This window comes from Herbaspirillum sp. SJZ099, assembly GCF_007828355.1.
Classification (GTDB): domain Bacteria; phylum Pseudomonadota; class Gammaproteobacteria; order Burkholderiales; family Burkholderiaceae_D; genus Herbaspirillum.
The window spans coordinates 254,773-273,875 of record NZ_VIUO01000004.1 but is presented as its reverse complement, the minus strand read 5'-3'; the positions used below and the strand labels follow the sequence as shown (position 1 = coordinate 273,875).

Annotated in this window: 15 protein-coding genes; 4 read left to right on the top strand and 11 right to left on the bottom strand. The window is 62.3% G+C overall.

Annotated elements, in window-relative coordinates; translation table 11 throughout:
* Positions 1-38: 38 nt before the first annotated feature.
* From FB597_RS11435 to FB597_RS11385, 11 genes are all read right to left on the bottom strand, one after another.
* Complete coding sequence (locus FB597_RS11435) at positions 39-365, bottom strand: lipopolysaccharide assembly LapA domain-containing protein (RefSeq protein WP_144769582.1); 327 nt, start codon at positions 363-365, stop codon at positions 39-41.
* A 269-nt stretch (positions 366-634) separates the two neighbouring features.
* Entirely contained in the window at positions 635-940 is a 306-nt protein-coding gene (locus FB597_RS11430) for an integration host factor subunit beta (protein ID WP_006462119.1), read from the bottom strand.
* Positions 941-953: 13 nt separating this feature from the next.
* Positions 954-2,669 carry a 30S ribosomal protein S1 gene (rpsA, locus tag FB597_RS11425; RefSeq protein ID WP_082221371.1) on the bottom strand — a complete coding sequence of 572 codons (1,716 nt, stop codon included), beginning with the start codon at positions 2,667-2,669 and terminating at the stop codon, positions 954-956.
* Positions 2,670-2,916: 247 nt separating this feature from the next.
* On the bottom strand, positions 2,917-3,585 hold the full coding sequence (gene cmk / locus FB597_RS11420) for a (d)CMP kinase (RefSeq protein ID WP_144769581.1): 669 nt from the start codon (positions 3,583-3,585) through the stop codon (positions 2,917-2,919).
* Between the two features lie 62 nt (positions 3,586-3,647).
* Entirely contained in the window at positions 3,648-4,979 is a 1,332-nt protein-coding gene (aroA, locus tag FB597_RS11415; RefSeq protein ID WP_144769580.1) for a 3-phosphoshikimate 1-carboxyvinyltransferase, read from the bottom strand.
* A gap of 80 nt (positions 4,980-5,059) precedes the next feature.
* Positions 5,060-5,947, bottom strand: coding sequence for a prephenate dehydrogenase/arogenate dehydrogenase family protein (locus FB597_RS11410; RefSeq protein WP_144769579.1), 888 nt, complete (start codon positions 5,945-5,947; stop codon positions 5,060-5,062).
* A gap of 7 nt (positions 5,948-5,954) precedes the next feature.
* Positions 5,955-7,091, bottom strand: a complete 1,137-nt coding sequence (gene hisC, locus FB597_RS11405) for a histidinol-phosphate transaminase (RefSeq protein ID WP_144769578.1) — start codon at positions 7,089-7,091, stop codon at positions 5,955-5,957.
* 71 nt (positions 7,092-7,162) lie between these two features.
* Entirely contained in the window at positions 7,163-8,236 is a 1,074-nt protein-coding gene (gene pheA, locus FB597_RS11400; RefSeq protein ID WP_141912256.1) for a prephenate dehydratase, read from the bottom strand.
* A gap of 120 nt (positions 8,237-8,356) precedes the next feature.
* A complete protein-coding gene (gene serC, locus FB597_RS11395) occupies positions 8,357-9,469 on the bottom strand; it encodes a 3-phosphoserine/phosphohydroxythreonine transaminase (RefSeq protein WP_141912253.1) in 1,113 nt (370 codons plus the stop codon).
* Between the two features lie 62 nt (positions 9,470-9,531).
* Complete coding sequence (gene gyrA, locus FB597_RS11390; protein WP_141912250.1) at positions 9,532-12,192, bottom strand: DNA gyrase subunit A; 2,661 nt, start codon at positions 12,190-12,192, stop codon at positions 9,532-9,534.
* A gap of 381 nt (positions 12,193-12,573) precedes the next feature.
* Entirely contained in the window at positions 12,574-12,771 is a 198-nt protein-coding gene (locus FB597_RS11385) for a hypothetical protein (protein WP_141912247.1), read from the bottom strand.
* Between the two features lie 120 nt (positions 12,772-12,891).
* Here FB597_RS11385 and ompA point away from each other — a divergent pair, with 120 nt between their 5' ends.
* The 4 genes from ompA (at position 12,892) to FB597_RS11365 (ending at position 19,061) form a co-directional block, all read left to right on the top strand.
* Positions 12,892-13,506: an outer membrane protein OmpA gene (ompA, locus tag FB597_RS11380; protein WP_141912244.1), complete on the top strand. Its 615-nt coding sequence runs from the start codon at positions 12,892-12,894 to the stop codon at positions 13,504-13,506.
* A 110-nt stretch (positions 13,507-13,616) separates the two neighbouring features.
* Positions 13,617-14,324 carry a bifunctional 2-polyprenyl-6-hydroxyphenol methylase/3-demethylubiquinol 3-O-methyltransferase UbiG gene (gene ubiG, locus FB597_RS11375; protein ID WP_141912241.1) on the top strand — a complete coding sequence of 236 codons (708 nt, stop codon included), beginning with the start codon at positions 13,617-13,619 and terminating at the stop codon, positions 14,322-14,324.
* Positions 14,325-14,397: 73 nt separating this feature from the next.
* Entirely contained in the window at positions 14,398-15,066 is a 669-nt protein-coding gene (locus FB597_RS11370; protein ID WP_141912238.1) for an HAD family hydrolase, read from the top strand.
* Positions 15,067-15,332: 266 nt separating this feature from the next.
* Positions 15,333-19,061 carry a DUF748 domain-containing protein gene (locus FB597_RS11365; RefSeq protein ID WP_141912235.1) on the top strand — a complete coding sequence of 1,243 codons (3,729 nt, stop codon included), beginning with the start codon at positions 15,333-15,335 and terminating at the stop codon, positions 19,059-19,061.
* Positions 19,062-19,103: the final 42 nt, after the last annotated feature.

Genomic DNA, 19,103 nt, shown 5'->3' with positions numbered 1-19,103 from the left:
TTCCAAGGGATAGCAAGCGGTCAACTGCTGAATCTAGGTTAAAGGATGTGCTGCGCCGTGATCACGCTGTCGGGCTGCGGCGGCTGCGCCTGGGCCTGAGCGATCTCTTCCTGTTGCTTCTGGATCTGGGTCAGCGCCTTCTTGTAGCGCGCCGCTTCGCGGCGATGGCGGAACACGATGGGCGTCATGGCCAGCACGCCGAGAATGGCGCCGACCACGAAGAACGCGAGCAGGACCAGCACCAGCGGGTCGGTACGCTCATAGCCGAGGAAGAAATGCAGCGTGACTTCCTGGGTATTGCGCAGCGCGAAGAAAAAGAAGCAGACGAACAGGATGGCCGCAATCAACCGGGAGATTATTTTCATGGCGCTTATCCTTTTTTGGGCTGGTCGATAGTATGGGGTGAAGCTTGTTCATGCGCCTTGCGCCGGATCAGGGCGCCTTGCGGCGGTCGCAGGCGTGCATGTCAGAACCTGTTCAAAGAGGTAACGAAATTGTACGTGAAAAAAAACGGCATCCAAAGATGCCGTTCATTTTGTTGATAAGCCTTTACACCCATCCTTCATGAAGTTTCAGGGCCGGGCTGACCAACGGATGTTGCTCAAGTACTGCCTGCGGGACAATGACAGCCGGTTCAATCCTCTCGAATAGGCTGTCCGACCATCGCATCCACGCGCTCGCGCAATTCCTTGCCCGGCTTGAAGTGAGGAACCCGTTTTTCAGGAACCATCACCTTGTCGCCGGACTTGGGATTGCGGCCGATGCGCGGCGGACGGCGATTCAGCGCAAAGCTGCCAAAACCACGGATCTCAATGCGCTGCCCGGTCGCAAGCGCGTCGACCATCGCATCGAGTATGGTTTTGACCGCGTAATCCGCATCCTTTGCAACCAGTTGCGGATAACGCTCAGCCAAGCGGGCAATCAGCTCCGACTTTGTCATGTGGCCCGAAGAATCAGTTCTTGTTATCGAGCTTGGCCTTCAGCAGCGCGCCCAGGCTGGTGGTGCCCGAAGCAGCGTTGGAGTCGGCCGACATCTTCTGCATGGCTTCCTGGGTCTCGGCGTTGTCCTTGGCCTTGATCGACAGCTGGATGCTGCGTGCCTTGCGGTCGATGTTGATGACCAGGGCTTCGACGGCGTCGCCGACCTTCAGGTGGGTACCGGCATCTTCCACGCGGTCGCGGGAGATTTCGGATGCACGCAGGTAGCCTTCGACTTCATCGTTGAGCTGGATCACGGCGCCCTTCGGCTCCACCGACTTGACGGTACCGGTCACGATCGCACCCTTGTCGTTCAGGGCGGCGAAGTTGTTGAACGGGTCGCCTTCCAGTTGCTTCACGCCCAGGGAAACGCGCTCGCGCTCGACGTCGATCGCCAGCACGACAGCTTCCAGTTCGTCGCCCTTCTTGAACTTGCGCACGGCTTCTTCGCCGGCTTCGGTCCAGGACAGGTCGGACAGGTGCACCAGGCCGTCGATGTTGCCGGTCAGGCCGATGAACACGCCGAAGTCGGTGATCGACTTGATCGAACCCTTGACCTTGTCGCCCTTCTTGTGGCTCACGGCGAAGTCGTCCCAAGGATTCGGCTTGCACTGCTTCATGCCCAGGGAGATACGGCGACGCTCTTCGTCGATTTCCAGAACCATGACTTCGACTTCGTCGCCCAGCTGGACAACCTTGTTCGGCGCCACGTTCTTGTTGGTCCAGTCCATTTCGGAGACGTGCACCAGGCCTTCGATGCCTTGCTCGACTTCAACGAACGCACCGTAGTCGGTCAGGTTGGTGACCTTGCCGAACAGGCGGGTGCCTTGCGGGTAGCGACGCGACAGGCCGGTCCACGGATCGTCGCCCAGTTGCTTGACGCCCAGCGAGACGCGGTTCTTTTCCTGATCGTACTTGAGGACCTTGGCGGTGATCTCTTGACCGACCGACAGGACTTCCGACGGGTGACGCACACGACGCCATGCCAGGTCGGTGATGTGCAGCAGGCCATCGATGCCGCCCAGGTCGACGAACGCGCCGTAGTCGGTGATGTTCTTGACGATACCGGTGACGACTGTGCCTTCCTTCAGGGTTTCCATCAGCTTGGCGCGCTCTTCGCCCATCGAGGCTTCGATCACGGCGCGGCGCGACAGCACCACGTTGTTGCGCTTGCGGTCCAGCTTGATGACCTTGAATTCCAGGGTCTTGCCTTCGAACGGGGTGGTGTCCTTGACCGGACGGGTGTCGACCAGCGAACCCGGCAGGAAGGCGCGGATGCCGTTGGTCAGGACAGTCAGGCCGCCCTTGACCTTGCCGTTGACGGTGCCGGTAACGATCTCGCCGGACTCCATCGCCTTTTCCAGCGAGAGCCACGATGCCAGACGCTTGGCCTTGTCGCGCGACAGGATGGTGTCGCCGAAACCGTTTTCCAGCGATTCGATCGCAACGGAGATGAAGTCGCCGACATTGACTTCGACTTCGCCGTTGTCGTTCTTGAATTCTTCAACAGGGATGAAAGCTTCCGACTTCAGGCCGGCGTTGACGATCACGAAGTTGTGGTCGAGACGGACGACTTCTGCGGAGATGACTTCACCCGAACGCATGTCCTGACGCGACAGCGATTCTTCAAACAGAGCAGCAAATTCGCTGGCGGTATCAACACCTGCAGCGATAACGGTAGTGGTAGACATATGAGAAAAAGAAAGATTTTGCCAATATTCGTCGATGCAATCAGACCGCCTTGCACTGCCGCCCTCGTTGCCGGGATGGCATGAAATATTGGGTTAGGTTTATCAACACCCGCCAGACTTTGCATCTGCCGGGCACCAATGGCACTACGGGTACTGCAACTTGCCTCTGCCCCATATGCGCCTGCCATGCCGGTAAATCAAGCGCGACAGTCGCATGCGAGCCGTATTACATGCTTTATTACATGCTTCAATGACCCAGGGCAGCGTACCAACCGAGCACCTGCTGCACCGCTTCATCAGCGGTCATATCCGAGGTATCCAGGTGATATGCGCCTTCCGCAGGCTTCAAAGGCGCCGACGCGCGATTCATGTCGCGTTCGTCCCGCTCCTCCAAATCCCTCGAAAGGTCGTCGATATTAGCAGAAAAACCCTTGTCAATCAATTGCTTATAACGCCGGGATGCGCGCGCCGCCACACTGGCGGTCAAAAACACCTTCAGGCGGGCATTCGGAAAGATCACCGTGCCCATGTCGCGCCCGTCCGCCACCAGGCCGGGCGGCTGGCGAAAGCCCAGTTGCAGGCCGTACAGGGCCTGGCGAACCGTTGTCAATGCCGCAATCTTCGATGCCGTATTGCCGACTTCCTCGGCCCGGATGGCCTGGGTCACATCCTCGTTGGCAAGAAAAATATGGGCGCCGTCGAAATGGCAGTGCAGGTGCTCGGCCGCCTTGGCCAGCGCGTGCTCGTCGTTGAGCGCGATATCGCGCCGCAGGACCGATAGCGCCGTCAGGCGATACAGCGCCCCCGAATCCAGATAATGGAAGCCCAGTTGCTGGGCCACTTTCTGGGCCACGGTGCCCTTGCCGGATGCGGTCGGGCCATCGATGGCGATAACCGGGATTTTTGCCTTTTCCATGCAAACCTGTCTGTGAAAATAATTTACGTCAATAACGGATACAAACCCTTGAAAAGGGTTTATCAGATCAAGGTTTGCTCGGCAATCCTTTGGAAGACCGCGAAGTAGTCCGGAAAGGTCTTGGCCACGCACTTGGGGTCATTGATGCGGATATGGTTGCCGCGGCGCAACACGCCATCCAGCGATGCCAGCGAAAAACACATCGCCATGCGATGGTCGTCATAGGTATCGATAGCGGCCGTGCCGATGGCGGCCGGCGGCGTCACCTTGAGGTAATCCGCGCCCTCCTCCACCTCGGCGCCCAGCTTGCGCAGCTCGATGGCCATGGCCGCCAGACGGTCGGTTTCCTTGACGCGCCAGCTGCCGATGTTGCGCAAGGTGCTGGGGCCATCCGCATACAGCGCGGCCACCGCGATGGTCATGGCGGCGTCGGGAATGTGATTGAAGTCGGCGTCGATGGCTTTCAACGGGCCATTGGCCGACGCCTCGATCCAGTTTTCGCCCATGCTGATGTTCGCCCCCATTTGCTGCAACGCTTCGACGAAACGCACGTCGCCCTGGATGCTGTCGCGACCGACGCCTTCGACGCGGATCGGGCCGCCGGCAATCGCGCCTGCGGCCAGGAAGTAGGAAGCCGAGGAGGCATCGCCCTCGACATGGATGCTGCCCGGGCTGCGGTAATGCTGGCCCGGCTTGACCGTGAACTGCTGCCAGCCCTGGCGCTCGACCTCGACGCCGAAACGGCGCATCAGGTTCAGCGTGATCTCGATATAGGGCTTGGAAATGAGTTCGCCTACCACCTCGACCGACATCGGCTCGTCGCGCGCCATCAAGGGCGCGGCCATCAGCAGCGCCGTCAGGAACTGGCTGGAGACGTTGCCGCGCACCTTCATGCGGTGCGAATTGAGCGTGCCGCGGCGGATATGCAGCGGCGGATAGCCGGGGTTGCCGGTATATTCGATGCGCATGCCGACCGCATTGAGCGCATCGACCAGGTCGCCGATCGGCCGCTCGTGCATGCGCGGCACGCCATGCAGCGTGTAGTCGCCGCCCAGCACCGCCAGCGCCGCCGTCAGCGGACGGATCGCGGTGCCGGCATTGCCCATGAACAGGTCGGCCTGGTGCACCGGCAGCACGCCGTTGACGCCATGCACGATGTAATCCTGGGTGCCCTCGACCTGCTCCCATTTCACGCCCAGCGTCTGCAAGGCCATCAGCATGACCAGCGTGTCGTCGGAGGCCAGCAGGTCGAAAATGCGGGTAGTGCCGCCGGACAACGCCGCCAGCAGCAGGATGCGATTGGAAATGCTCTTGGAGCCCGGCAGCTTGACCGTGCCCTGCACATGCGGCACCGGCGCGAGATCGATATGGCGGGGATAGGAAGGCTGTTTCATCGGGATCGGAAATGAAGGTTGATCGTCACAAGCGCCGCAGGTGCGGCGGATGATGCATTGTAGCCGCGGCGGACGCGACCTCAGGATTCCTTGCGCTCGGCGGCTTCGATGGCCGCGGCCCATTGCAGCCGGGCATGCCGGGCGCTGGCGTAGATCTTCTCCAGCGCGGCACCGTCGCTGTCGGCGATCATCTGCCGCATCGATGTGAGCTGGGCCAGATAGGCATCGACTTCGATCAGCAAGGCGTCGCGGTTGGCCAGCGTGATGTCGCGCCACATTTCCGGCGACGAGCCGGCGATGCGCGTGAAATCGCGGAAACCGCTGGCCGCATACTGGAACAGCGTGGCCGCATGTGGCTTGCCGGCGATGTCGTCGACCAGCGCGAAAGCCAACACATGCGGCAAGTGACTGACCGATGCGAATACCGCGTCATGCTCTTGCGGCGAGAGACGATGGATGAGCGCACCGCAGGCCCGCCAGGCGGCAGCCACGCGTTCGACATCGTCGGCCCGGTTTTCCGGCAAGGCGGTGAGCACCACCTTCTTGCCTACATAAAGGTCGGCCAATGCCGCTTCCGGGCCGTGCATCTCGCGTCCGGCGATCGGGTGGCCCGGCACGAACTGCCCGATCTTGCCGCCCAGCGACTTGCGCGCGGCGGCGACCACGTCGCCTTTGGTGCTGCCGACATCGGTCACGATGGCGCCAGCCGGCAGGTGCGGCGCGATGGCGGCGAGGATGGCTTCCGTCTGCGCAACCGGGGCGGCCAGCAGGATCAGGTCGGCGCCGTCGACGGCGAGCGCCGCATCGGTGGCGACCGTATCGATGATGCCCAGCTCCCGGGCGCGCGCCAGGCTCGCCGGCGAGCGGCCGACGCCGACGATCTGTTCGACTTTACCGGCATGGCGCAACGCCAGCGCGAAGGATCCGCCGATCAGGCCGACGCCGAAAATGACAACCTTTTTGAACACGGCGGACTCAGGCAAGGACGGTTTTCAGGGCGGCGATGAAAGCGGCGTTCTCTTGCGGCAGGCCGATCGAGATGCGCAGCCATTGCGGCAAGCCGTAGTTGCCCACCGGGCGCACGATGATGCCCTTTTTCAGCAAGGCCAGGTTGACCCGCGCCCCGGCGCCGTCGTCCTCGCCGACCTTGACCAGCACGAAGTTGCCGTAGGACGGCACATAGCGCAGGCCCAGTTCGTCGAACGCGGCCGTAAGCTGGCGGTAGCCGGCGCTGTTGATTTCGGCGCTCTTCTGCAGGAAGGCCTTGTCATTGAGGGCGGCCACCGCGGCCGCCTGCGCCAGCGAGTTAACGTTGAACGGCTGGCGGATGCGGTTCATCAGGTCGGTCACCTCCGGCTGCGCGATGGCGAAACCGACGCGCAGGCCGGCCAGGCCATAGGCCTTGGACATGGTGCGCGAGACCACCAGATTCGGGAACTGGCGCACCCATGCCGTCGATTCGTACTGGTGCTCGGCGGCCAGGTATTCGTTGTAGGCTTCGTCCAGCACCACCACCGCCTCGGGCGGCACCGACTTCAGGAACGTTTCCAGTTCAGCGGCAGGCACGAAGGTGCCGGTCGGGTTGTTGGGGTTGGCCAGGTAGACCAGGCGGGTGTCGGCGGCGATCGCTTTGGCCATTGCTGGCAGATCGTGGCCGAAATCCTTGGCCGGCACTTCGATGGCGCGCGCGCCGACCGCCTGCGTGGCCAGCGCATAGACCAGGAAACCGTACTGCGCATACACCACCGACTGGCCCGGCTGCACGAAGGCGTGCGCGGCGATCTCAAGGATATCGTTGCTGCCGTTGCCCAGCGTGATCCAGCTTTGCGGCACATCGTACTTGGCGCTGATGGCGGCCTTCAGTTCGAAACCGTTGGCGTCCGGATAACGGCCCAGTTCGGCCACTGCCTGCTGCATCGCCAGCTTGGCCGACTCGGGCATGCCCAGCGGGTTTTCGTTGGAAGCCAGCTTGACGATGGCGGCCTCGTCCAGGCCGAATTCGCGCGCCACTTCGGCAATCGGCTTGCCGGCCTGGTAGGGCGCGATGGCGCGGACGTAATCGGGTCCTAACTGCGCGGGTGCTAACTGAGCGGGTGCAAATTGTTTGGACATACTGGTCTTTCCGGAAAATAAGGGTGCGCCGCCTGGGCGGCACGATGTTCGTCAATCGTCGTCGGTATCGCTTACAGGCCCAGCGGATACGAGCCCAGCAGCTTGAAGAAAGCCGCGTTCTGCTTCAGCTCGGCCAGCGCCTGCGCGACCTTCTCGTCCTGCTCGTGGCCTTCGAGGTCGACGTAGAAGTAATACTCCCACGCCCCCATGCGCGCCGGGCGCGACTCGAAGCGCGTCATCGACACACCGTGCCTGGCCAGCGGCGCCAGCAGGTTATACACCGCGCCGGCCTTGTTGGGCACCGACAGCACGATGGACGTCTGGTCGCGGCCGGAAGGCGCGGTACGCAGGCGGCCGATGATGGCAAAGCGCGTGCGGTTGTGCGGGTCGTCCTGGATATGGGCATTGACGGTCTGCAAGCTGTATTTCTGCCCGGCGATCTCGCCGGCAATGGCCGCCACGCCTGGGTCTTCGCCTGCCATGCGCGCCGCTTCGGCATTCGACGCCACGGCCTGGCGCTCGATGCCCGGGTAATTCTGGTTGAGCCAGGCGTTGCACTGCGCCAGCGCCTGCGAGTGGGCGCAGATGCGGGTCACGCCGTCCATGCTGCCGCCCTTGGTCATCAGGCTGTGGTGCACCGGAATCGCCACCTCGCCGCTGATGGTCAGCGTCGTCTGCAGCAGCAGGTCCAGCGTGCGGTTGATCACGCCTTCGGAAGAGTTCTCGATCGGCACCACGCCAAAATCGGCGGTGCCGGCCTCGGCGTCGCGGAACACTTCATCGATGGAGACGCAAGGCAGTCCCTCGATCGCGTGGCCAAACTGCTGGTAGACGGCCTGTTCGCTGAACGTGCCGGCCGGGCCGAGATAGGCGACCACCACGCGCTTTTCCAGCGCGCGGCAAGCCGACATCACTTCACGGAAAATGGTCTGGATATCGGCGCCCTGCAAGGGGCCGGGATTGCGCTCGGCCGCGCGGCGCAGCACCTGCGCCTCGCGCTCGGGACGGAACACCGGCGCGTTGGTCTCGGCCTTGACATGGCCCACTTCCTGCGCGACGCGGGCGCGCTGGTTCAGCAGGTCGAGAATCTGCGCATCGATGGCATCGATTTTCTGGCGCAGTGGCAGCAACTTGTCGTCACTCATTTCGCTCTTTCTTGTTCAATGGCTTGCGCCCCGCCCTGCCTTGCACAGGTGACGGCATGGCGCCGCTATCCGGCGGCAGCCATCGCCGCACCGGGAAAGCGGCCCGCCCGCAGGCAAAAATCAGCCGTGCTTGCGTTCGAATTCTTTGAGGTAATCGACCAGGGCCTGTACGCCCTCGATCGGCATCGCGTTGTAGATCGATGCGCGCATGCCGCCGACCGACTTGTGGCCTTTCAGCTGCAGCAGCCCACGCTCCTTGGCGCCGGCGAGGAATGCGTCATTCAGCGACTCGTCGCGCAGGAAGAACGGCACGTTCATCCGCGAACGGCAATCTTTTGCAATACGGTTGCTGTAGAAATCGGTGCCGTCGAGATAGCCGTACAGCAGTTCGGCCTTGACGATGTTGCGCTGTTCCATCGCCGCCACGCCGCCCTGGCGCTTCAACCACTGGAACACCAGGCCGGCGATGTAGATCGCGTAGGTCGGCGGGGTGTTGTACATGGAGTCGTTGTCGGCCACGATCTTCCAGTCGAAGGCCGAGGGACAGATCGGCAGCGCGTGGCCCAGCAGGTCCTCGCGCACGATGACGATGGTCACGCCGGCCGGGCCGATGTTCTTCTGGGCGCCGCCGTAGATGACGCCGTACTTCGACACGTCGACCTCGCGCGACAGGATGTGCGAGGACATGTCGGCCACCAGCGGCGCGCCGTTGGTGTCGACGGCCACATCCGGCGTGTATTGGTATTCGACGCCGTCGATGGTCTCATTGCTGCAGATGTGGACGTAGGCCGCATCCTTCGACAATGCCCAGTCGGCACGCGCCGGGATGCTGGAAAACTTGTGGTCGGCCGACGAAGCGGCGACGTTGACGGTGCAGTAACGGGCCGCCTCCTTGATCGACTTGGTCGACCACGAACCGGTGTTGATGTAGTCGGCCACGCCCGGCGCATGCTGGCCGGCAGGAGAACGCAGCGCCGCCAGGTTCATCGGGATGATGGCGTTCTCGGCGATCGCCCCGCCCTGCAGGAACAGCACCTTGTAGTTCGAGGGCACCGCCAGCAGATCGCGCACATCGGCCAATGCCGCCTCGATGATGGACATGTATTCCTTGCCGCGATGGCTCATCTCCATCACGGACATGCCGCTGCCATGCCAGTCCAGCATTTCATCGGCTGCCTGCTGCAGCACTTCCTTGGGCAATACCGCCGGGCCGGCGGAAAAGTTGTAAACCATATCTGCGATCACAATCAAAAAAGGCGGCTCACCTGATATGAACCGCCTTGCGTTGCAACGTATTACGCGTCTGCGGCTGGTGTTTCGCCACCGGCAGCTTCCGTCCCTTCCGCGCCTTCGGCAGTTTCGCCGCGCTCGTCCTCGACATCCGATTCGACCACGCGCTGCAGGCCCGACAGCTTGGTGCCGTCTTCCACCGCGATCAGGGTCACGCCCTGGGTGGCGCGGCCCATTTCGCGGATCTCAGACACGCGGGTGCGGATCAGCACGCCGCCGGTCGTGATCAGCATGATCTCGTCGGTCGGCTCGACCAGGGTAGCGGCCACGACCTTGCCGTTGCGCTCGCTGGTCTGGATCGCGATCATGCCCTTGGTGCCGCGGCCGTGGCGGGTGTACTCGGTGATCGGGGTACGCTTGCCGAAACCGTTCTCGGTCGCGGTCAGCACCGACTGCTGCTCGTTCTCGGCCACCAGCAGGGCGATGACCTGCTGCGTTTCTTCCAGGTTCATGCCGCGCACGCCGCGCGCGGTGCGGCCCATCGGACGCACGTCGTTCTCGTCGAAGCGCACCGCCTTGCCGGAGTCGGAGAACAGCATCACGTCATGCGCGCCATCGGTCAGCGCGGCGCCGATCAGGAAGTCGCCCTCGTCAAGGTCGACCGCGATGATGCCGGCCTTGCGCGGATTGCTGAAGTCCGACAGCGGGGTCTTCTTGACGGTGCCCAGGCTGGTCGCCATGAACACGTAGCGGTCTTCCGGGAAGGTCCGATTCTCGCCCGACAACGGCAGCACCACGGTGATCTTCTCGCCGTCCTGCAGCGGGAACATGTTGACGATCGGCTTGCCGCGCGAGTTGCGCGAACCCTGCGGCACTTCCCACACCTTCAGCCAGTACAGGCGGCCGCGGTTGGAGAAGCACAGGATGTAGTCGTGCGTATTGGCGATGAAGAGCTGGTCGATCCAGTCGTCATCCTTGGTCGCCATGGCCTGCTTGCCGCGGCCGCCGCGCTTTTGCGCGCGGTATTCGGAGACCGGCTGCGACTTCATGTAACCGGTGTGCGACAGCGTCACGACCATGTCCTGCGGCGTGATCAGGTCTTCCGTGCCGAGGTCGGTGGCATTGAGTTCGATGGTCGAACGGCGCTCGTCCTTGGCGCCGATGCCGTAGTCGTTCTTGCCGGCATTGAGCTCGTCGGTAATGATCGCGGTCACGCGCGCCGGCTTGGACAGGATGTCGAGCAGATCGGCGATCTGCGCCATCACATCCTTGTACTCATTGACGATCTTGTCCTGCTCCAGGCCGGTCAGGCGTTGCAGGCGCATCTGCAGGATTTCCTGGGCCTGCTCGTCGGACAGCTTGTACAGCCCGTCGGACTGGATGCCGTAATGGGCCGGCAGGCTTTCCGGACGGAAGGCCTCGATGCCGCCTTCATTGGTTTCGCCTGCGCGCGCCAGCATCTCGCGCACGGTCGACGAATCCCAGGCGCGCGCCATCAGCTCGGTCTTGGCGATCGGCGGCGTGGGCGCGGCGCGGATGATGGCGATGAAATCGTCGATGTTGGCCAGCGCAACCGCCAGGCCTTCCAGCACGTGGCCACGTTCGCGCGCCTTGCGCAGCTCGAACACGGTACGGCGGGTGACCACCTCGCGGCGGTGCGACAGGAAGCATTCCAGCAGTTGCTTCAGGTTCAGCAGGCGCGGCTGGCCATCGACCAGCGCCACCATGTTCATGCCGAAGGTGTCCTGCAACTGGGTCTGCTTGTACAGGTTGTTGAGCACCACTTCCGGCACTTCGCCGCGCTTCAACTCGATGACCACGCGCATGCCCGACTTGTCGGACTCGTCGCGCATGTCGGAAATGCCTTCCAGCTTCTTGTCGCGCACCAGCTCGGCGATGCGTTCCAGCAGCGCCTTCTTGTTGACCTGGTAGGGCAGCTCGTCGACGATGATGGCGGTACGGCCTTCGCGCCCGAATTCCTCGAAGTGGGTCTTGGCGCGCATGATCACGCGGCCGCGGCCGGTGCGATAACCGTCGCGCACGCCGGAGACGCCGTAGATGATGCCGCCGGTCGGGAAGTCGGGCGCCGGAACCAGCTCGATGAGTTCATCGATGGTGCAGTCGGCATTGCCCAGCAGGTGCAGCGCGGCGTTGATGACTTCGGTGATATTGTGCGGCGGGATGTTGGTGGCCATGCCCACGGCGATGCCGGAGGAGCCGTTGACCAGCAGGTTCGGGATACGCGTCGGCAGGACCGAGGGTTCCTTTTCCTTGCCGTCGTAGTTGGGCACGAAATCGACGGTTTCCTTTTCGATATCGGCCAGCAGTTCGTTGGCGATCTTGTCCAGGCGGCACTCGGTGTAACGCATCGCCGCGGCGCCGTCGCCGTCGATCGAGCCGAAGTTGCCCTGGCCGTCCACCAGCGTGTAGCGCAGCGAGAAATCCTGCGCCATGCGCACCAGCGTGTCATAGATCGAGGCGTCGCCGTGCGGGTGGTACTTGCCCATGACTTCGCCGACCACGCGGGCGCATTTGACGAACGGGCGGTTCCACACGTTGTTCATCTCATGCATCGCGTACAGCACGCGGCGGTGTACCGGCTTCAAGCCGTCGCGCACATCCGGCAGTGCCCGTCCCACGATCACGCTCATGGCGTAATCGAGGTAACTCTTGCGCATCTCTTCTTCGAGGGAAATGGGGATGGTTTCTTTAGCGAATTGATCCATTGGAGAGTCGAAAGATGTTTCCCGGTCTTAAAAAAACCATACCGGGCGGGCCATGCCCTTGGACGTAATCTGAACAGTGCATTCTAGCATGCCGCAGGGCTGAACCACCTGCTTGGGAACCCCGCAGCCGCATACCCGTCATCGCCTCGCGCCATGGATCGGCCGCAACCTGCCCGCTGCGAACGATGGCCTATATATTATTAGCGGCCAGATAGCCTGGAGGACCCGGATTGCCGGCAAAACATTTTCCATAAGACAACATCGCGACGGGAATGAGGCTTCCGGGAGGTTTCTTTGAAATCGGATTCCCTGAACCCTGAAACGGGAGGGATCTGAACCTTCACTCGCATCGATATGGCATGCAAAAGGCAACTTCCATGGTCATGCAAGGATTGGCGAACTACATGAAAAATAAGGATTTTCTTGCTGAAAAGGTGATTTTTTAAGCTCTTCGGCGACAAAAATGCCGCTAAAAAAGCGCGTTGCGCGGAAACAACACAGTCCCAAAAACGTTGTCTGGACCAAATAGCAAGCATCACTCAAGGGCAATCCCTGTGGCAGAATGGCGGCTAAGTTCATCGCATGCCACCTAGGAAACAAGGGGCTGTGACGACCTGAACACATGATATTATTCATTTTTTTGATGTCGTAATCTTGTAGCGCAGTTTATCTGCGGATATCTCACCCGAGAGGAGAAACATGAACAAATTAGCAAAACTCGTCTTCGCTGCTGCGTCCGCAGCCATCGCTCTGTCTGCCACCGCTCAGGAAATCAAGGACATCAAGGTCCGTCCGGGCAGCGCATACCTGCAAGATGGCCGTGACGTCGTTACCCGCAGCGGTTACGGTCTGTGCTGGCAAACCGCCTATGTGAACGGCCCTTGCGAAGAGCCGCCTGCACCGGCACCGGTTGCTGCTGCCGCTCCTGCTGCTCCTGCTGCCGCTCCTGCTGCTCCGACATCCGAAAAAGTGACCTACGCTGCTGACGCGTTCTTCGACTTCGACAAGGCAGTCCTGAAGCCTGCCGGCAAGGCCAAGCTGGACGAGCTGGTCGGCAACCTGAAGGCGATCAACCTGGAAGTCATCATCGCTGTCGGCCACACCGACTCCGTTGGCTCGGTTGCCTACAACCAGAAGCTGTCGGTTCGCCGCGCTGAAGCTGTCAAGGCATACCTGGTTTCCAAGGGTGTCGAAGCCAACCGCGTCTACACTGAAGGCAAGGGCAAGTCGCAACCGGTCGCAGACAACAAGACTGCAGCTGGCCGCGCCAAGAACCGCCGCGTGGAAATCGAAGTTGTGGGTACCCGCAAGTAATCGATTGACGCTACAAGGCCTCAATGAACCCCGCTTCGGCGGGGTTTTTTTATGCCTATTTGATTTCCGGCCATCCGACACCCGCTCCTGTTTCGGCTATCATTGCGCCTATGAATGCGACCAATGCCGACCCCCAAGAACTCCAGAAATTCAGTGAGCTGGCCCACCGCTGGTGGGATCCCGGCTCCGAATTCCGCCCCCTGCACGAGATCAATCCGCTGCGCCTGGAATGGATCAATGCCCGCGCGCCGCTGGCCGGCAAGAAAGTGCTCGATATCGGCTGCGGCGGCGGCATCCTGGCCGAATCGATGGCGGCCAAGGGCGCCAACGTCACCGGCATCGACCTGTCCGACAAGGCCCTGAAGGTTGCCGACCTGCACAGCATGGAATCCGGCGTGCAGGTGCGTTACGAAAAGATCGCCGCGGAAGACATGGCCGCACGCGAACCCGGGCAATTCGATGTCGTCACCTGCATGGAAATGCTGGAACACGTGCCCGATCCGTCTTCCATCGTGCGCGCCTGCGCCACCCTGGTCAAACCCGGTGGCAAGGTATTTTTCTCGACACTCAACCGCAATCCCAAGGCTTACCTGCTGGCGATCATCGGCGCCGAATACCTGCTGCGCATGCTGCCCAAAGGGACCCACGATTACGCCAAGTTCATCACCCCGGCCGAACTGGGGCGATATATCCGCCAGGCGGACCTGGATATCGATGCCTTCAAAGGCATGAGCTACAACCCGATCACCAAGATCTATTCGCTCAACAACGATACCGACGTCAACTATCTGGTCGCCTGCACCCGGCCGCTCGCCTGAACGGCCGCAGCAGTTGCCGGGCGCCGCTGCCCATGCGCGGCGCCCTTCCTCCAACCCCATCCTGTGACGCACCATGCCGCTACGCCCACCGCGCGCCATCCTGTTCGACCTCGACGGCACGCTTGCCGACACCGCCCCCGACCTCGCCGCCGCGGCCAATTTCCTGCGCAGCGAACACGGCCTTGAACCGGCGCCTTACGAAGTGCTGCGCCCTGTCGCATCGGCCGGCGCGCGCGGACTGATCGGCGCCGCGCTGGATATCCACCCCGGCCACGCCGAGTACGAGTCCCTGAAAGTACGCTTCCTGGACCGTTACGAAGCCAACATGGCCGCCCACAGCAAACTGTTCGACAATATCCCCGACATGCTGGCCCAGCTGGAAGCGCGCGGCATCGCCTGGGGCATCGTCACCAACAAGGCCGCCCGCTTTACCGATGCGCTGGTGCCGCAGATCGGCCTGGGGCATGCCGCCTGCGTGGTCTCGGGCGACACCACGCCGCATCCCAAACCGCACCCCGCCCCCCTGCTGGAAGCGGCCAAACGCTTGCAACTGGCGCCGGAGGATTGCTGGTACGTCGGCGATGACTTGCGCGATGTGCAAGCCGGCAAGGCTGCCGGCATGCCCACCGTGGCGGCGGCCTGGGGCTATTGCGGCCACTCCGCACCGGCCTCCTGGGATGCCGACGCGCTGCTGCACGAGCCGCAAAAACTGCTGGAACTGCTGGGGCCTGCGCCGATCTGATTTGCGCAGGGCCGATGGCAAGCCCCGCCCCGTTCAATCGGCTGCCGCGCGCAGCCGATTTGCATTCCGCCACCACGCTTGCTTGCCCCTATTTCGAGATCTATGCTCCACGCTTGCCGATGCCGCATTAGAATGATGCAAGTGGCCAACCATACCGCCACCTGTTCTTCGCACACATAACAAATATCGTTGAACGCACCGGTGCCGCCCGCCTGCTCCTGCGCAGCGCCTTCGCCGCCCGGTTGCATCGAGAAGGAACATCCAGCATGGCAAATCCAGGCATTGCAGCAACCCTCAACAACTGGAAATCGCAGCAGCGCTTGCGCCGCCCGCTCAAATGGCTCGCCTGGATCCTGGTTGTCCTGCTCGCGCTGGCCGCCGCCAGTTGGCTGGCGCTGCCGTCCTTCATCAAAAAGATCGCCATCGAGCAGACCCAGGAAAAGATAGGCCGCAAGCTCGACATCGGCAAAATCGACTTCAACCCGTTCCGGCTGGCGCTGACCGTCTCCGATGTCACGCTCTACGAACCGGACCAGAAAACGCCCTTCTTCGCGGCCAGGAGCCTGCTGGTCAACGCCTCTTCCGCCTCCCTCTTCCGCCTGGCACCGGTACTCGACGAAATCAAGCTGACCGCGCCCGACGTGCACGTGGTACGCCTGGACGCCGAGGGCATCGGCCACTACAACTTCTCCGATATCCTCGAGCGCATCGATGCCATGCCCAAGAGCGATTCGAAGTCGCAGTTCTCGCTGGCCAACGTGCAACTGCAGGACGGCAAGATCCGCTTCGAAGACAAGGTCACCGGCAAAGACATCAACGTCCAGGCGCTGCAGATCGGCCTGCCCTTCATTTCCAACCTGCCCGGCAGCATCGACAGCTCGGTGCAGCCCCAGCTCTCGGCCGACATCAACGGCACGCCCTTTCATCTGCAGGGACGCAGCAAGCCTTTCGCCAGCACCCAGGAATCGACCTTCGCCATCGACATCGACCAGCTCGATGTGGTCAGCTACCTGCCCTTCGTCCCCGTTGCGCTGCCGGTCAAGCTGCAAAGCGCCAAGCTCACGACCAAACTGGACCTGGGCTTCGTCCGCACCGACGGCAAACCCAAGGTGGCACTGAGCGGCGATCTCGCCCTGGAAGACATCTCGGTGCAGGACAAGAGCCAAGCCCAGTTGTTCAAGGCCAAGAAACTGGCCGCCAACATCAAGCAGTTCGATGTGCTCAATGCCAGCGGCGAGATCGCGCAAATCAGCCTGGAAGCGCCGCAAGTGTGGGCAGCGATGAATGCGCGCGGCGACATCAACTGGGTACGGGCGCTGGCCTCGGGCCAAACTGCCAAACCCGCCAAGCCCGCCCAGGCAAGCGATGCGCCGGCGGCGCAAACTCCCGCCCCCAGCGCCGCTGAAAAGAAAGACGCCGCCATCCTCGTCCAGCAACTCAGCGTACGCGACGGCGAAATCAACTGGCGCGACGAAGCCAACGCAGCGCCCGCGCAAAACGTACAACTGAGCCAATTCAGCGTCGACGCGTCCCAACTCTCGACCGACGCCGACGCCAAACCCGCCGCGCTGAAAATCTCCCTGGTCGAGAACGGCCGCGGCAAGCTGGCGTTCGACGGCGACATCGCACCGCTCAAGCCGCAGCTCAACGGCAAGCTGACGCTGGACGGCATCGACATCGCCGGCTACCAGAATTACCTGAACCGCTCGCTGGCAGCCAATGTATCCGGCGCCTTGTCCGGCGCTTCAACGATCCAGTTCCAGGATAAGCAACTCAAGCTGAGCGATACCAGCCTCGACCTCGCCAACCTCAAGCTGGCGCCCAAGGTAAAAAATGCCAACGCCATCACGGTCAAATCGATCGCCTTGCAACAAGCCTCGCTCGACCTGGCCGCGCATCTGGCGCAAGCCGACGCCATCCGCATCAGCGGGCTGAGCGGCGATATCCGGCGCGAAGGCGACGGCAGCTTCAACCTGCAACGGCTGCAGGCGGCAGCCCCTGCCCCCGCCGCCGCGGAGCGCGCACCCGAGCCATCCGGCAACAAGGCGCCGGCCAAGGGAACGCCGCCATCGCCATGGGTGGCGCGCCTGAACACCTTCAGCCTGGCCGACAGCAGCCTCAACTTTGAAGATGCGGCCGCCGGCGCCAAGTCCCGCTTGAAGATCCACGGCATCAACCTGCAAGTGCAGAACCTTTCCAGCAAGCTCGACCGCGACACCAAGTTGAGCCTGCAAGCCCAGTTCGACAAGAGCGGCAAACTCGACATCAACGGCCAGGCCGCGCCGCAGTTAAAGGACATCAACCTCAACCTGGATGCGAAAAGCCTGCCTATCGCCCCCTTCCAGGGCTACTTCGCCAATGCGCTCAACGTCACGCTGACCAGCGGCTTGCTCAGCGCCAAGGGCAAGCTGGCCGTCACGCCGCCGCTGGAGCAGCGGAAGTTCGCGCTCAGCTACAACGGCAGCGCCGCCGTCAACAACCTGCGCATGCAAGACAAGATCACCTCCACCGACTTCCTGCGCTGGCGCGCGCTCGACCTCAGCGGCATCCGCGCCAAGCTGGGCGGCCGTACGCAAATCTCGCTGGACAAGATCGCGCTGACCAACTTCTACGCGCGCACCATCCTGTCCGAGAAAGGCCGTCTGAACCTGCAGGACATCCTGGTGTCCGACGCGCAATCGCAAGGCTCGATCACCAATGCCGACAAGCAGGACAACAAAGAACCCAAGGACACCGCCAGCGCGCCCAAGACCGTCACCTCGGCCGCCCCGGTAACCGCCGCCGCCGATCCGAATGCGCCGATCGTGCGCATCGGGCAAGTCGTGCTGGCCGCCGGCAACATCAACTACACCGACAATTTCGTCAAGCCGAACTACACCGCCAACATGACCGACCTGGCCGGCACCATCGGCGAAATCTCGTCGGAGAAACCGCAACCGGCGCCCGTCAACATCAGCGGCAAGATCGACAACGACGCCCCGTTGCAGATTTCCGGCTCGCTCAATCCGCTGTTCAAGCCCATGTTCCTCGACATCAAGGCCAGCGCCAACGGCGTGCAGTTGCCGCGCCTGACGCCCTACTCGGCCAAATACGCCGGCTACCCGATCACCAAGGGCAAGCTGTCGATGGATGTGCAATACAAGATCGAGAACGACAAACTGGTCGCCGAAAACGACGTGCGCATCGAACAACTCACCTTCGGCGAACGCGTCGACAGCCCCGACGCCACCAAGCTGCCGGTGATGCTGGCGGTTTCGCTGCTCAAGGACCGCAATGGCAACATCAACCTCAACCTGCCGATCTCGGGCTCGCTCTCCGACCCGCAGTTCTCGGTCGGCGGCATCATCTTGCGCGTGTTCGTGAACCTGATCGTCAAGGCCGTCACCTCGCCGTTCGCGCTGATCGGATCGATGTTCAACGGCTCCGACGACATCGGCGAACTGCGGTATATCGAATTCGCTCCCGGCTCGGCCGAGATCACCCCGGAAATCCGCAAGAAGCTTGACGCCCTCGGTTACGTCCTCAACGAACGCCCCGGCATCAAGCTCGACATCACCGGCCGCGTCGATCCCAAGATCGATGACCAGGGCCTGCGCCAGGAAGCCCTGAACCGCCAGATGCGCACCCTCAAGCGCAAGGATCTGATGGACAAGGAAGGCCAACCTGCCGGCGCAGTGCAAATCAGCGATGCCGAGCGCCCCAAGTATCTCGAACGGGTCTACAAGGACGCGAAGTTCAAGAAACCGCGCAACATGATCGGCCTGGCCAAATCGCTGCCGCCGGAAGAAATGCAAAAGTTGATCACCGACAACACGGAAGTCACGCAAGACGACCTGCGCAACCTGGCCCAGCGCCGCGCCGACCAGGTCCGTAATTACCTGCAGGAACAAAGCGTGATCCCCGCCGAACGCATTTTCCTGATCGCCCCCAAACTCAGCGCCGACGGCATCCCGGACAAGGAAGCCACCACCCGGGTCGACCTCGGCATCCAATAAGGCAGGAAACAGCACCGGAAGACTTGATAAAACCGAAAGCGC